The organism is Mycobacterium marinum (genome assembly GCF_003391395.1).
GTDB lineage: Bacteria > Actinomycetota > Actinomycetes > Mycobacteriales > Mycobacteriaceae > Mycobacterium > Mycobacterium marinum.
Genome location: NZ_CP024190.1, coordinates 5,801,960 through 5,817,160, shown reverse-complemented (window position 1 = coordinate 5,817,160; position 15,201 = coordinate 5,801,960). Strand labels below are relative to the sequence as shown.

12 protein-coding genes and 1 tRNA gene are annotated in these 15,201 nt (G+C 67.0%); 8 read left to right on the top strand and 5 right to left on the bottom strand.

Going from position 1 to position 15,201, the window contains the following annotated elements; genetic code table 11:
• Position 1: 1 nt before the first annotated feature.
• Positions 2-1,297, bottom strand: coding sequence for a PucR family transcriptional regulator (locus CCUG20998_RS24625; RefSeq protein ID WP_172607226.1), 1,296 nt, complete (start codon positions 1,295-1,297; stop codon positions 2-4).
• Positions 1,298-1,452: 155 nt separating this feature from the next.
• Here CCUG20998_RS24625 and CCUG20998_RS24620 point away from each other — a divergent pair, with 155 nt between their 5' ends.
• From CCUG20998_RS24620 to CCUG20998_RS24595, 6 genes are all read left to right on the top strand, one after another.
• Positions 1,453-3,867 carry an arylsulfatase gene (locus CCUG20998_RS24620; protein ID WP_020730705.1) on the top strand — a complete coding sequence of 805 codons (2,415 nt, stop codon included), beginning with the start codon at positions 1,453-1,455 and terminating at the stop codon, positions 3,865-3,867.
• 80 nt (positions 3,868-3,947) lie between these two features.
• Complete coding sequence (locus CCUG20998_RS24615; RefSeq protein WP_020730706.1) at positions 3,948-5,849, top strand: solute carrier family 23 protein; 1,902 nt, start codon at positions 3,948-3,950, stop codon at positions 5,847-5,849.
• The gene (gene uraD / locus CCUG20998_RS24610) at positions 5,850-6,353 is read left to right on the top strand and encodes a 2-oxo-4-hydroxy-4-carboxy-5-ureidoimidazoline decarboxylase (protein WP_036456702.1); all 504 of its coding nucleotides are present in this window, start codon (positions 5,850-5,852) and stop codon (positions 6,351-6,353) included. It abuts the gene before it with no gap.
• Positions 6,354-6,390: 37 nt separating this feature from the next.
• Positions 6,391-6,711 (top strand): hydroxyisourate hydrolase, encoded by a 321-nt coding sequence (gene uraH / locus CCUG20998_RS24605; protein ID WP_036457044.1) that lies wholly within the window; start codon positions 6,391-6,393, stop codon positions 6,709-6,711.
• The gene (locus CCUG20998_RS24600; RefSeq protein WP_015357323.1) at positions 6,711-7,535 is read left to right on the top strand and encodes an FAD binding domain-containing protein; all 825 of its coding nucleotides are present in this window, start codon (positions 6,711-6,713) and stop codon (positions 7,533-7,535) included. The genes uraH and CCUG20998_RS24600 overlap by 1 nt, the downstream gene beginning before the upstream one ends.
• On the top strand, positions 7,532-10,234 hold the full coding sequence (locus CCUG20998_RS24595; RefSeq protein WP_103653763.1) for a molybdopterin-dependent oxidoreductase: 2,703 nt from the start codon (positions 7,532-7,534) through the stop codon (positions 10,232-10,234). The genes CCUG20998_RS24600 and CCUG20998_RS24595 overlap by 4 nt, the downstream gene beginning before the upstream one ends.
• Here the strand turns inward: CCUG20998_RS24595 and hpxO are convergent.
• From hpxO to CCUG20998_RS24580, 3 genes are all read right to left on the bottom strand, one after another.
• Positions 10,218-11,384, bottom strand: coding sequence for an FAD-dependent urate hydroxylase HpxO (gene hpxO, locus CCUG20998_RS24590; protein WP_103653764.1), 1,167 nt, complete (start codon positions 11,382-11,384; stop codon positions 10,218-10,220). The two genes, CCUG20998_RS24595 and hpxO, sit on opposite strands and share 17 nt — an antisense overlap.
• A gap of 201 nt (positions 11,385-11,585) precedes the next feature.
• Positions 11,586-11,660 (bottom strand) — tRNA-Thr (locus tag CCUG20998_RS24585).
• Positions 11,661-11,687: 27 nt separating this feature from the next.
• On the bottom strand, positions 11,688-12,416 hold the full coding sequence (locus CCUG20998_RS24580; RefSeq protein ID WP_020730710.1) for a hypothetical protein: 729 nt from the start codon (positions 12,414-12,416) through the stop codon (positions 11,688-11,690).
• A gap of 161 nt (positions 12,417-12,577) precedes the next feature.
• On the opposite strand from CCUG20998_RS24580, the gene phoP reads away from it, so the two are divergent.
• Together phoP and CCUG20998_RS24570 are read left to right on the top strand one after the other, a co-directional pair.
• Positions 12,578-13,300, top strand: a complete 723-nt coding sequence (phoP, locus tag CCUG20998_RS24575; RefSeq protein ID WP_012396471.1) for a two-component system response regulator PhoP — start codon at positions 12,578-12,580, stop codon at positions 13,298-13,300.
• A 40-nt stretch (positions 13,301-13,340) separates the two neighbouring features.
• The gene (locus CCUG20998_RS24570; protein ID WP_020730711.1) at positions 13,341-14,786 is read left to right on the top strand and encodes a sensor histidine kinase; all 1,446 of its coding nucleotides are present in this window, start codon (positions 13,341-13,343) and stop codon (positions 14,784-14,786) included.
• A gap of 6 nt (positions 14,787-14,792) precedes the next feature.
• Here CCUG20998_RS24570 and CCUG20998_RS24565 read toward each other — a convergent pair whose 3' ends face one another.
• Positions 14,793-15,197: an HIT family protein gene (locus tag CCUG20998_RS24565; protein ID WP_011738794.1), complete on the bottom strand. Its 405-nt coding sequence runs from the start codon at positions 15,195-15,197 to the stop codon at positions 14,793-14,795.
• Positions 15,198-15,201 lie beyond the last annotated feature (4 nt).

Here is a 15,201-nt window from a genome sequence, read left to right as displayed (position 1 = left end):
ATCACAGGTCGCCACCGCTGCCCTGGGTCATGGCGCGCATGGCGGGCAATAGTGCGAGCGCGACCGACAGATCAAGGGTGCCGATGTCGATCGTGCGGCCAAGCAATTCCTCGGCCTGGTGGACCCGATAGCTGACCGTGTTGGGATGCACCCCAAGTCGTTGCGCGGCCTTGGCCGGGCTGCGGTTTTCCTCGAGATACACCGCAAGCGTGGTGGCAATCCGATACGTCCCCTCATCGTTGGCGGCCAAAGGCCCCAGGACGCGTCTGACGAATGCCACCGCGTGCCCGCGGTCCGTGCCGGCCAGGGCTGCTACCGCAACGTTGCGGTAGCAGGTCACCACCTCAGCGCGATCCCCGAGCAATGAGACGAACCGTTGCGCGTGCGACGCCTCGACATGGGTGCGACGGAAACCGCTTATCCCCCAACCCGGTTCACCGATGGCGACCCGGACGTCCTGCGGTAGGTGGATGCCGCTACCGATGTTGGCCACATCCAGCTCCGCAGCGGTGAATGCCTGCGGCCGGCTCAGCCAGCCGGCAATGGCCTTCGAGCCGGCCGGATGGGCCAGGACGCTTTGGGCCGCGATGGCACGAGTCAGCTGCGTCAGTGCCTGGGTGAGTGTCACTTGGCCAGCGCAGGCGTCCTGGGTCACGTCGCGCCACACGCTGACGCCGACATGGTGTCGGTTGACGTCGTAACGCAGCCGGGTGGAAGCCCGCTGCGCATCGTCTTCACGTTCGGTGAGGATGTCCTCGACCGCCGCCGCGCGTGCGGCGGCCGCACCGGTCAACCAGGCCTCGCGTTCGACTTCGTAGAGCCGTTCGGCCCGAATCAGGACGACGTCGACATAACCGAACAGCCAGTTGGTGGCCAGGTCGAGCGCCCGGTCGTGGTCGGCCGCTGCCGAACTCGCGGTGATCCGGTCGAACAGCCATTGCCACGTTCGCTCCTGGGCCATCCGTACCGAGCGGAAGAGGTCATTGAGCGCAATGTTTCGTTGCACTCCAGAGCGACCGATCGCGGCGGTGGCCGGCGTCAGGTCGAGCAGCCGCGGCCCCTCCCCGGAGTCGATGCACTCGGCGATTTGGCGGACACTGGCTTCGACGCTGGCAAGCTGTTCGGCCACCGCCGGCGGATCGGGAACGATGCTCGGCAACTCGGACTGGTATCGGTCAACGATGTCACGCGCCAGCTGGGTTGCGCACGTTTGCATTTCGGCGGCTACCGGCCTGAGCACCTGGTGCCATACCCGGCGAGCGCTCGGCTCTTGAAAAGGTGGCCACCTGGGCTCCATGTCGACGAAATCTAATCTCGTCGTGCTCCTGGCACAACGTCCCAGCAAACCGAACTGGCGATAACAGTCCCCGCTCGATGGGGGCGTGGCAGGGTAGTGAGGCAGCGGTTGCGCGAGTTAGCAAGGCAGTAAAGCCAATTGACAAGGAGTTCATGATGGCCAAGGCGGCGAAGAATACCCCAGCCAAGAAATCGTCGACCGGGGCCGCCTCAGACGCGCACCGCGAGCCGCATCTGGCCCGTGAGCACCTGCCCATCCCCGACCCCAAGCACGTGGGATTGACCACCTACGACGCCAAGGACCCCAACACCAAATACCCACCGATCAAGCAGCTGCGCCCGCCGCAGGGGGCGCCGAACGTGCTCATCGTCTTGATCGACGATGTCGGGTTCGGCGCGGCGTCGGCGTTCGGCGGACCGTGTCGCACCCCGGTGGCCGAGCGGCTGGCGGCCGGCGGGCTCAAACTCAACCGGTTCCACACCACCGCGCTGTGTTCACCCACCCGGCAAGCACTGTTGACCGGGCGCAACCACCACTCGGTGGGCATGGGCGCGATCACCGAGATGGCCACCTCGGCGCCCGGCAACAACAGCATCAGGCCCAAGGAGAAGGCACCGCTGGCCGAGACCTTGAAGCTCAACGGCTATTCCACCGCACAGTTCGGCAAGTGTCACGAGGTGCCGGGGTGGGAGGTCACCCCGATGGGCCCGTTCCACCAGTGGCCGACGGGTTCGGGGTTCGAGTACTTCTACGGCTTCGTCGGCGGCGAGGCCAATCAGTACTACCCGGGTCTGTACGAGGGCACCACGGCGGTGGAACCGCCCAAGACTCCGGAGCAGGGCTACACGCTGACCGAGGATCTGGCGGATCGGGCGCTCACCTGGGTACGCCAGCAAAAGGCGCTGATGCCCGACAAGCCGTTCTTCATGTATTTCGCGCCCGGTGCGACCCACGCCCCGCATCACGTGCCCAAAGTGTGGTCGGACAAGTACCGGGGCAAGTTCGACGACGGGTGGGACGCGCTGCGGGAGAAGACCCTCAACCGGCAGAAGGAACTCGGGGTGGTGCCCGATGACGCTGAGCTGACCAAGCGCCATGACGAGATCCCGGCCTGGGACGACATGCCCGACGAGCTCAAGCCGGTATTGGCCAGGCAGATGGAGATCTACGCCGGGTTCCTCGAGCAGACCGACCATGAGGTGGGTCGCCTCGTCGATGCCATCGATGACCTCGGTGTCCTCGACGACACGCTGATCTACTACATCATCGGCGACAACGGAGCCTCGGCCGAGGGCACCATCAACGGGTGCTTCAACGAGATGACCACGCTCAACGGGTTACCCGGGATCGAGACGACGGAGTTCCTGCTATCCAAGACCGACGATTTCGGCACCCCGGATGCCTACAACCACTACGCCGTCGGCTGGGCGCATGCCCTCTGCGCGCCCTACCAGTGGACCAAGCAGGTCGCCTCGCACTGGGGCGGCACCCGCAACGGCACCGTCGTGCACTGGCCCAACGGCCTCACCGAGCAAGGGGGAATGCGCGACCAGTTCCACCACGTGATCGACGTGGCGCCGACCATCCTGGAGGCGGCCGGTTTGCCGGCGCCGCACTCGGTCAATGGAATAGCCCAGGCGCCCCTCGAAGGCGTCAGCATGATGTCGACGCTGCGCGATGCCGCGGCGCCCGAAACCCACGAGGTCCAATATTTCGAGATGATGGGCAACCGCGGCATCTACTTCCAGGGCTGGACCGCGGTGACCAAACACCGCACCCCGTGGAAAGCCGACGCCCCACCGCCGTTCGACGACGACGTATGGGAGCTGTATGCCCCCGGTGACTGGACCCAGGCGCACGATCTGGCCACGCAGAACCCGGTCAAGCTCGCCGAGCTGCAGCGGCTTTGGCTCATCGAGGCCACCAAGTACAACGTTGTGCCGCTCGATGACCGCGGCTTCGAGCGGATCAACCCCGATATCGCCGGCCGTCCGCAATTGGTGCGGGGCAACAGCCAGCTGTTGTTCGACGGGATGCGCGTCAGCGAATGGTGCGTCTTGACGATCAAGAACAAATCGCACTCGGTGACCGCCGAAGTCGAGGTGCCAACGGGCGGGGCCAGCGGAGTGCTCATCACCCAGGGCGGCAGCGCCGGGGGCTGGACGCTGTACGCCCACGAGGGCAGGCTCAAGTACTGCTACAACTTCCTCGGCATCGACCACTACATGGTGGCCGCGACCAAGCCGATCCCCGCCGGCAAGCACCAGGTCCGGATGGAATTCGGCTACGACGGCGGCGGGTTGGGCAGGGGCGGCGATGTCACGCTTTTCTACGACGGCAAAGCGGTGGGCCAGGGACGGGTCGAACGCACCCAACCCATGGCGTTTTCCGCCGATGAGGCCTGTGACGTCGGGTGCGACACCGGATCGCCCGCCTCGCCCGATTACGGCCCCACCGGCAACGCATTCAGCGGCACCATCGCCTGGGTGCAGATCGATCTCGGTGCAGACAGCCATGACCATCTGATCACCGCCGAAGACCGGTTCAACATTGCCATGGCCAAGCAGTGACCTGCCGCAGATGCCCCAATTAGCACGGTTACCGGCATTTCGACGTGCGCGAGCGACGGATCTCAAGGATTCTCTATGGCATGTCGGCTCCCCCCACAAGCCCGGTCAGACGTGTTCATCCGGTCGACGAGGTACTGCCGATCCCCAAGTTGGCGACCTACGGCTTTCAGCACGTCGTAGCGTTCTACGCCGGGGCGGTCGTGGTGCCGATCATCATTGCCAACGCGATCGACCTGCCGCACCAGGACCTGGTCAAGCTGATCACCGCGGACCTGTTCACCTGTGGCGTCGCCTCGATCATCCAGTCCGTTGGCTTCTGGAAGATCGGGGTGCGGCTGCCCTTGCTGCAGGGCGTGGCGTTCGCCGGGGTGTCGCCGGTTATCGCCATCGGACTTTCCCATGGCGGCGGAACGCCTAGCCTGCTCTACGTCTACGGCGCGGTGATCGTCGCCGGTTTGTTCACCATCCTGATCGCCCCGATCTTCACCAAGCTGCTGCGATTTTTTCCCCCGGTGGTCACCGGCACGCTGATCACCATCATCGGGCTGTGCCTGGTGCCGGTGGGCGCCGGCGACGCGGTGACCAATCCGCGCACCGGCGAGCACGACCCGACCAACATTCGCTGGCTGCTCTACGCGCTGGGAACGATCGCGATCATCGTGGCGATCCAGCGGGTGTTCAGTGGTTTCATGGCCACCATCGCGGTGTTGATCGGCTTGGTCGTGGGCTGCGTGGTCGCCTACGGCCTGGGCGACATGAGCTTCGCCAAGGTGGACGAGGCGTCGGTTATCGGATTCACCGAGCCGTTCGCGTTCGGTATGCCCAAATTCGACTTCGTGGCATGCCTGACGATGGTCATCGTGCTGATGATCACCTCGGTGGAGTCGACCGGCTCGACGCTGGCCACCGGCGAGATCGTCGGCAAGCGCATCAAGGCCGCCCAAATCGGCAACGTGCTGCGCGCCGACGGCCTGGCCACCGTGATCGGCGGAATCTTCAACTCCTTTCCTTACACCGCGTTCTCCGAGAACGTCGGGCTGGTGCGGCTCACTCGGGTCAAGAGTCGCTGGGTGGTGGCCGCCGCCGGGGTGGTGATGATCGTGCTCGGGTTCCTGCCCAAGGTCGCCGCGGTCGTCTCGGCGGTCCCCAGCCCGGTCCTCGGCGGGGCGGCGTTGACGCTGTTCGCCACCGTCGCCGTGGTGGGCATCCAGACGCTGGGCAAGGTCGACTTCACCGACCACCGAAACCTCATCATCGTGACCACCAGCCTGGCGCTGGCGTTGTGGGTGACGTCCTATCCCGACGTCGCCGAGTCGATGCCGTCGGGCGTGGACCTGATCTTCGGCAGCGGCATCAGCATCGGTGCCGTCGCCGCGATCGTGCTCAACATCGTGTTCTTTCACACCGGCTCGCATGGGCCACGGGTGGCCGGCGGCGGCTCGATTACCCTCCATGAGGTCAACGCGATGACCCGCGAGCGATTCACCGAAGTGTTCGGCCATGTCGTGCAGGACGTCCCCTGGGTGATCGACCGTGCCTACGAGCACCGGCCGTTCGCCGACACCGCCGCGCTTCGCGAGGCGTTCCAGGACGCGGTGCTCACCGGGTCCTCCGAGCAGCAGATGGAGCTACTCAATGCGTTTCACGATCTGGGTGCCGAGGACGAGACCGGACGCGCCCTGGCCGTCGACCACGTGTCGCTATCCAATCTCGACGAGCGGGATCACAACGTAGTGGTGGAGCTTGCCAGCGCCTACCGCGAACACTTCGGCTTCCCGCTGATCATCTGCGCCCGCGAGACCGAGCGCTTCGACCGGGTGCTCAAGAACGGCTGGTCGCGGATGGACAATTCCCCCGCCACCGAGAGGGCGTACGCCCTCATCGAGGCGGCCAAGATCGCCAACTACCGGTTCAGCGATCTGGTCGCCGACGCGAACCCGATTGCGTCGGCCAGGCTCAGCCGACTCAACGAGCTGCACTAGATGACCAAGCCTGCCCTGGGCCTTGATGGCTTCAATCGCCTCACGGATCGCCAACGCATGCACCTGCTGTTCGGCGTGTGCTCGACGACGATCTGGGCGCGCCGGGTGCTGGCCGGCGCGCCGTTCGATGATGTCGATGCGCTGCTGGACCGCGCGGACCGGGTACTGGCCCAGCTGCCCGAGGCCGAGATCGACGCCGCGCTGGACGGCCACCCGCGCATCGGTGCCAGGGCCGACAACGCGTCCTCGGCGCGTGAGCAGGCCCTGGTCGCCGGGGCCGGCGAGGCCGTGCGCGCCGAACTCGCCGAAAAAAATCGCAAGTACGAGGACAAGTTCGGTTACGTCTACTTGGTGTGCGCCACCGGACGATCCGCCGAGGACTTGCTCGAGACGCTCACCGACCGGCTCGACAACGACCCGGAAACCGAACGCCGGGTGATGCGCAACGAACTGGCCAGGATCAACCGGCTGCGGCTGCAGCGGCTGCTGCGTGAGCCCGCGTGAGCGCCGCGCGTGGCTACCGGCCTGGCATGGTGAACCCATGAGCCTTTCGACACATGTGCTGGACGCCGTGAGCGGTCGACCCGCGGCCGGAGTTGCCGTGGAACTCACCGACGCCGCCGGAACACCTCTTGCCAGCGGCCGCACCGACGATGACGGCCGGATCAAGTCGCTCGGTGCGACACTGGCCGCCGGGATCTACCGGCTGCGCTTCGATACCGGCGAATATTTCGACGCGAGCGGCACCGCCGGGTTCTACCCCGAGGTCGTCATCGCCTTCGACCTCACTGACGTCGACGCCCACTACCACGTGCCGCTGTTGTTGTCGCCGTACGCGTATTCGACATACCGGGGGAGTTAATGGATCTCAACTCCGTAGAAATCGTCAATACCCCCAGCCGCCGCGACGAACTCTGGCCGCTGGAGCCCACCGACGCCATTCTCGCCGGCGGGACCTGGCTGTTCTCCGAACCGAACTCACACATCCGCCGCCTGGTCGACATCACCGGCCTGGGCTGGCAGCCGATAGCGTTCGGCGACAACGGTATTGACCTGGCCGCAACGTGCACACTTGCCGAGATCTCGACGCTGTCGGGGCGGCTGCCCGCCGACTGGACGGCCGGTGCGCTGCTGTATCAGTGCTGCACCGCAATGCTGGCGTCGGCCAAGATCTGGCGCACCGCCACCATCGGCGGCAATGTGTGCCTGTCCTTTCCGGCCGGCGCCATGATTTCGCTGCTGTCCGCGTTGGATGCGCGCGTGACGGTTTGGTGCGCCGATGGCAACGACTACACGCTGCCGGTCGCCGAGTTCGTCACCGGACAGGCCGCCAACGTGCTCGTGCCCGGCGACGTGCTGCGCTCCTTTCACCTGCCGGCCGCCGCGCTGCGGGCCCGGACCGCCTTCCGCAAGCTCGCCCCGTCCGCGCTGGGGCGCTCCGGCATCGTGGTGATCGGCCGCCGTGGCGCCGAGTCCGACGGCGGCGGCTTCGTGCTGTCGATCACGGCGGCCACCGTGCGCCCCTTCGTGTTTGAGTTCCCCACCCTGCCCGGCACCGACGAGCTGCGCGCCGCCCACGCCGGCATACCCGATGGCGCCTGGACCCGCGACGCACACGGCGATCCCGATTGGCGGGCAGCGGTGAGCCTGGTGCTGGCCGAGCAGATCCTGGCCGAGCTGGCATGAGGTTCACCGTCAACGGAGCTGACCTGGACGCCACCCCGGCGGCCGGGCAATGCCTGCGCACCTTCCTGCGCGAGCACGGCCACTTCGAAGTCAAGATGGGCTGCGATGCCGGTGACTGCGGCGCTTGCTCGGTCTTGGTCGACGGCGCCGCGGTGCACTCGTGCGTGTTCCCGGCATTTCGCGCGGCGGGCCGCACCGTCACGACGGTGGCCGGGCTGGGCACCCCCGATGACCTGCACCCGATGCAGCGCCGTTTCGCCGAGGCGGCCGCCTTCCAGTGCGGGTTTTGCACGGCCGGTCTGGTGGTCACCGCGTCGACCTTCGGCGATGACGAATTGGCCAATCTGCCACAGCATCTCAAGGGCAACCTGTGCCGGTGCACCGGCTACCGGGCGATCCTGGACGCGCTGGAGGGCAAGGTCAATGTCGAGAAGCCCAGCGGATCCGACGCCGGGCGCTCGATCGGCGCACCGGCGGCATTGCGGGTGGTGACCGGCACCGAGCCCTACACCACAGACGACGCGCCGGCCGGCCTGCTGCACCTGGCCGTGCTCGGCAGCCCGCTCGCGCACGCCCGTATCACCTCGATCGACACCACGGCGGCCGCGGCGATACCGGGTGTCCACCTGATCCTCACCCACCACGACAGCCCACCCGTTGCGTTCTCCACCGCGCGCCACGAGATGCGCACCGACAACCCCGACGACACCTATGTGTTGGACCGCACCGTGCGCTTCATCGGACAGCGGGTTGCGGCGGTGGTCGCCGACAGCGTGGCGGTCGCCGAAAAAGCTTGCCGGGCGATCCAGATCGAGTACGAGGAACTGCCGGCCGTGTTCGATCCGGAGCAGGCCCGGGCGCCCGGCGCGGTGCTCTTGCACGCCGACAAGGGCGGCCAGGCCCGCATCGCCGACCCGGCGCGCAACCTGGTCGCCGAATTACATGGCGGCACCGGCGATGTCGAAGCCGGCATTGCCGCCGCACAGGCCTCCGGCGGAGCGGTGGTGCGCGGACGGTGGCAGACCGCCCGAGTGCAGCCGGCCCACCTCGAAACCCATGGCTGCACCGGGTGGCGGGACAGCCGCGGGCGACTGGTGATTCGCACCAGCTCCCAGACACCGTTTCTGGTCCGCGACGAACTGTGTCACGTCTTCGGGCTGGACCGCGACCAGGTGCACGTTTTCACCAAGCGGGTCGGCGGCGGATTCGGCGGCAAACAGGAGATGCTCACCGAGGACCTGGTGACGTTGGCCGTGCTGAGACTGGGCCGGCCGGTGCGCTACGAGTTCACCCGTGTCGACGAGTTCGTCCGGGCGACGTGCCGCCACCCCTACCGCATCGACGTCACCGTGGCCGCCGACGGGGATGGGGTGCTGACCGCGCTGGCGGTCGATGCCCTGATGGATGCCGGGGCGTACGGAAACCACACTCGGGGTGTGCTGTTTCACGGTTGCGGCGAGTCGGTGTCGGTGTACCGCTGTGCGAACAAGCGCATCGACGCCGAGGCCGTGTACACCAATAACGTGCCGTCGGGGGCGTTCCGCGGCTACGGCGTGGGCCAGATGGTCTTCGCGGTGGAGTCGGCACTCGACGACCTGGCACAACGACTGGGCATCGACGCGTTCGAGTTCCGGCGCCGAAACATGGTGGTGCCCGGCGACCCGTTCGTCGATGCCCATGCCGGCGAGAATGATCTGACGTTCGGCAGCTACGGGCTGGATCAATGCCTGGACCTGGCTCAGGACGCGTTGCGCCGCGGTGGCAGACCGGCTCCCGACGGCGCGGGCTGGCGAGTCGGGGAGGGCATGGCCCTGGCGATGATCGCGACGCTGCCCCCGGGCGGGCATTTCGGGTCCGCCGAGATCTCGGTCGACGACGCCGGCGTCTACACGCTGTGCGTCGGCACCTCGGAGTTCGGCAACGGCACCACCACCGTGCACGCGCAGCTGACCGCCACGGCGTTGGGCACCACCAGCGACCGGATCGTGATCCGCCAGTCCGACACCGACGTGGTCGAGCACGACACCGGGGCGTTCGGCTCGGCCGGAACCGTGATCGCCGGACGTGCGGCGCTGGCCGCGGCCCAACGGTTGCGCAGCCGGATCATCGCCGCCGCGGCCGAGGTGGCCGGCGCGTCGCCGGCCGACTGCGTGCTGGGCCCGCACGGCGTGCAGTGCGGGCAGCAGCTGGTCGGGTTCGGCCAATTGCCGACGCCGTTGACCGGGCAGGGAAGCCAGGACGGGACACCGCGGTCGGTGTCGTTCAACGTGCACGCCTTCCGGGTCGCGGTCAACACCGACACCGGCCAGGTGGAGATCTTGCAGTCGGTTCAGGCCGCCGACGCCGGGGTGGTGCTGAACCCGGAGCAGTGCCGCGGGCAGGTGGAGGGCAGCGTGGCGCAGGCGATCGGTTCCGCGCTGTATGAGGACCTGAAGATCGGCCCCGACGGCAGGGTACTCACCCAGACGCTGCGCGACTATCACATTCCGCAGTTCGTCGACGTGCCCCTCACCGAGGTGTACTTCGCCGACACCTTCGACGAGCTCGGTCCGCTGGGCGCGAAATCGATGGCCGAATCGCCCTACAACCCGGTGGCGCCGGCTCTGGCCAACGCGATCGCCCGGGCCTGCGGTGCGCGGGTCACCCGGCTGCCGATGACCGCGGCCCGAGTGTGGCGGGCGATCAACTCAGCGGAGTGAGCGGCCCACCCATGATGTTGGCGACGAGCCCGCGAATGATGTTGGTGCCGTCTTCGTTTCGCAGCTCCTCATACCAGGCTGCGGTGGTATCGGGGTCCTTGGCGTGGATGACGTCGCAGCGCTTACGGGCCCGCAACACCAGATCGCCGGCCCGTTCGGTGCGGCTGGCCTGATAGGCGGCCAGCGCGGCCGCAACGTCGGTGGGGTTGTCCTTGAGCGCCCATTGCAGTGCCACCGCGTCTTCCATCGCCGAGCATCCGCCCTGCCCGATGTCGGGCGTGGTGTTGTGGGCGGCATCGCCAAGCACGGCGACGCGCCCCTTGACCCAGGTGTGGAACGGGTCCAGGTCGAGGATCTCGACGCGGTTGGTGGTCGTCGGGTCGAGCTTGTCGATCAAGGCCTGCACGCCCGGTGCCCAACCGGCGAACTGCTCGCGCAGCACCTCTCGCGCGGTGCCTTTCTCGAAGGGCAGGCCCTCGGGCTCGACCACGTCGAAGAAGAAGTAGAACCTGTCATCGGCGACCGGCATCGCCGACACCCGCTTGCCGTCGCCGACATACATGGTCCACTCGTTGGCGGGGCTGATGGCTTCGTCGACCTCCACCAGCCCGTTGTAGTTGACGTAGCCGGCGTAGCGCCGGGTGACCGGCCCGCCCAGTACGTATTCCCGGGTGATCGAGTTTGCGCCGTCGGCGCCGATGAGGATGTCGGCACTCGCGATGGTGCCGTCGGCGAACGTCGCGGTGACGGCGCCGTCGCGGTTGGCGACCTCGACCATCTTCATGCCGAAATGGATCTCGTCGATCCCGTAGGCCTCCATCAGCATTTGCTGCAGCTCGGCGCGGGCGATCGGGTACGGGCGCTGACCGACCTGCTCGATGAGCGGCTGCATCGAGATCCGGCACATGGTCTCGCCGGAGTGGGCCTCGGCGTAGCTCATCGTCTCGACGATCCCGCCCAGCCGTGCCGTCTGCTGCTCGAGTCCCAGGTAGTTGAGGCATTTCACCCCGTTGGACCACACCGAGATGGCGGCGCCGACCGGCTTGTTCTCGGTGACACGCTCATAGACCTCGGTGTCAATGCCGATCTGGCGCAGGGCAATCGCGGCACTCATGCCGCCGATGCCCGCACCGATGATCACCGCTTTCACCGGTGTTACCTCCTTTGCTCTCCGGGTGCCGTGCGTCGACCGTATGACGGCTGGCCCCGTTTCGCGCGTCGAAGCGGTGCCGGGCGGCTGGGTGCCGACAACTGGGCAATGGGTTGGATCGCCATGGCGCGCTCGCCAATGGACCCTACCCGGCCATCGAGGCTGGTGCTGCCCCCACGGCGGTTGCTGCCGGGCGCCAGGTGGAGCCCCCTGTCAGGATTGAACTGACGACCGCTCGCTTACAAGGCGAGTGCTCTACCACTGAGCTAAGGAGGCCGGTAAGACCGCTGCCAGCCTAACCCCTCACTCGTCGGCGTCGACCACTCGCTGGGAGCGCACCGGGCGCGAGGACGAACGGCGCGCGGGACGCCGGCCCGGCAGCGGGATGCGCTCGGCGATGCTGCTCAGCGGGTTGACCACCATGGTGAGCGCGACGACGGCGTCTTGCAGGGTCTCGATCGCCGGCTCCAGCGCCTCCATGCCGGGGGCCAGCCGGGCCAGGGTGTCGGCCACATCGGCGAGCTGTTCGAGGGGCCCGTTCTTGGCGGTGAGCTTGTCGACCAGACCACCTTCGGACAGCAGCCGATCGGCCAGCCCGTCCTCGGAAAGGACCCGTTCGATCAAGCCGTCCTCGGCGACCAGTTGATCGGCCAGCCCGCCCTGCTGCAGCGCGCGATGCATCGCGCCGCCCTCGGCGGTCACGCGGTCGAGCAAACCACCGGGCGCGGTCAGCAGGTCGACCACCCCGCCCGGGCGCAGCATCCGGTCCATCGGGCCGTTGGGCGCGATCGCCCGCCCCAACGGCGCATCCTCGTCGAGCAGCTTGGCCAGCCGGTTGGCGCGCACGATCGCGTCCTCGATGCCGAGCACGCTGGCCATGGCGTTGTTGCCGGCATCGGTGCTGGTTTCGCCGAGCGCTTGCTTGGCCAGGCCAACGGCGGCTCCCGCGAGGTTGAGGCTGGCCTCAGCGGCGGCGAGGCCGGCGCGGGCGGGGGCGGTGGCAAAGGCCACCAGGCTTTGGCCGACGTTCATTCTGTGAGTCTATTCACGACGCGCCGCAATAATTGCGTCCGGGTTCGGGCAGGCACGACTATTCCTGGCAGACTATTAGCAGTTGACTGTCAACGAGCTTTCAGGAAGTACACAATGAACGTTAAGCAAGCTTTCAGCCGCATGTTGCAGGAATTAATGTCATGACAGCCACAACCCCGGGCGAGGCCACCACACCAGAAGCACGCATCCTCGTTGTCGACGACGAGGACAACATCGTCGAGCTGCTCTCGGTCAGTCTGAAGTTTCAGGGATTCGAGGTGCACACGGCGACCAACGGCGCGCAGGCGTTGGATCGGGCCAGGGAAACCCGCCCGGACGCGGTGATTCTCGATGTGATGATGCCTGGGATGGACGGCTTCGGCGTGCTGCGGCGGCTGCGCGCCGACGGCATCGATGCACCCGCACTGTTCTTGACCGCCCGGGACTCGCTGCAGGACAAGATCGCGGGGCTGACCCTGGGCGGCGATGACTACGTGACAAAGCCCTTCAGCCTGGAAGAGGTCGTTGCCCGGTTGCGGGTAATTCTGCGCCGCGCCGGCAAGGGCAGCGCAGAGCCGCGCAATTCCCGCCTTACGTTCGCCGATATCGAGCTCGATGAGGAAACCCACGAAGTGTGGAAGGCCGGCCAGCCGGTGTCGCTATCGCCCACCGAGTTCACCTTGTTGCGTTATTTCGTGATCAATGCGGGCACGGTGCTGAGCAAGCCGAAAATTCTCGACCATGTGTGGCGCTACGACTTCGGTGGCGACGTCAACGTCGTCGAGTCCTACGTGTCGTATCTGCGGCGCAAGATCGATACCGGCGACAAGCGGCTGCTGCACACCTTGCGTGGGGTCGGCTATGTGCTGCGGGAGCCGCGATGAGCGTGCTCCCTAGCCCGGCAGGTTAGGGAGGAGCGCCGCGATGGCCGAACGTCTTCCGCGCGCAGTGCCGCTCCGGGTGGGTCTGGTCGCGGCCACCCTCGCCCTGGTGTTGTGTGGCCTGCTGGCCTCGGGCGTGGCGGTCACCTCGATCCTGCGACACAGCCTGGTCAGCAGGATCGACTCGACGCTGCTGGAAGCCTCGCGCACCTGGGCGCAAGCCTCCTGGCGGCATTCGATGCCCAGCGTTGAAGGCCCCGACCCGGCCCGGCCTCCGTCGAAGTTCTACGTGCGCAGCATCAGTCCCGACGGTCGGGCCATGACGGCCATCAACGACCGCAACGCCGAGCCGGCGCTGCCCGCCGACAACGACGTGGGTTCGGATCCGACGACGCTGCCCTCGGTGAACGGCTCGAACATCGAGTGGCGGGCGGTCTCGGTGCACGGGCCGCAGGGCGGCCTGACGACGGTGGCCATCGATCTGTCCGACGTTCAGCACACGGTGCGGTCGCTGGTCTGGCTGCAGATCGGCATTGGGGCCGGGGTACTTGTGGTGGTCGGCCTGGCCGGCTTCGCGGTGGTGCAACGCAGCCTGCGGCCGCTGTCCGAAGTCGAGCAGACCGCCGCGGCCATCGCTTCGGGTCAGCTGGATCGCCGGGTGCCAGAACGTGATCCCCGAACCGAGGTGGGCCAGCTTTCGCTCGCCATGAATGGAATGCTGTCCCAGATCCAAGTAGCGCTGGCGGCGTCGGAGGATTCGGCGGAAAAGGCGCGCAGTTCCGAAGAACGGATGCGGCGTTTCATCACCGATGCCAGCCACGAACTACGTACCCCGCTGACCACGATCCGCGGCTTCGCCGAGCTGTATCGCCAGGGCGCGGCGCGCGATGTGGCCATGTTGCTGTCGCGGATCGAGAGCGAAGCCAGCCGGATGGGTCTGTTGGTGGACGATTTGCTGACGCTGGCCCGCCTGGACGTGCAACGGCCGCTGGAGCGCAACCGGGTGGACTTGCTGGTTCTTGCCGCCGATGCGGTGCACGATGCGCGGGCGATCGACCGGAAGCGCGCCATCACCGTCGAAGTCCTGGAGGGCCCGGGCACACCGGAGGTGCTCGGCGACGAGCCCCGGTTGCGCCAGGTGCTCAGCAACCTCGTCGGCAACGCGCTGCAGCACACGCCCGACAGCGCCGACGTCACGGTGCGGGTCGGCACGGCTGGCCAGAACGCGGTCCTGGAAGTGGCAGACAAAGGTCCCGGGATGCCCGCGGAGGACGCGTCCAGGGTATTCGAGCGGTTCTACCGGACCGACTCTTCCCGCGCCCGCGCCAGTGGTGGGACCGGGCTTGGTCTGTCGATCGTCCACTCCCTGGTGAAGGCGCACGGCGGCGATGTCACGCTTACGACCGCGCCGGGGGAGGGGTGTTGCTTTCGCGTCACGCTGCCGCGCGTCAGCGAGGCGGCGGTGGAACTCACCGAGCCGGTCAGTTAGACCGATTCAGGTCAGCTCCGATAGCGCCTTTTTGATTTTGGCTTGCGCTTCGTCCAGTGATTCCGGTGACGGATTGCGGTCGACGGTGGCGAAACCGAAGTCGCTCAAGTGGCGGGTGGGGAACACGTGGATGTGCAGGTGTGGGACCTCTAACCCGGCGATGATGACGCCGGCGCGTTCGGTGCCAAACGCCTTGCACACCGCCTTGCCGATCAGCTGACTGACTTCCATCACCCGGCCGAATACCGCGCCGTCCACGGTCTGCCACTGATCGATTTCGGCGCGCGGGACCACCAACGTGTGGCCCTGGGTCATCGGCTCAATCGTCAAGAACGCGACGACGTCGTCGTCCTCGTAGACAAAGCGGCCGGGCAGTTCACGGTTGATGATCTTGGTGAAGATCGACGCCATTGGT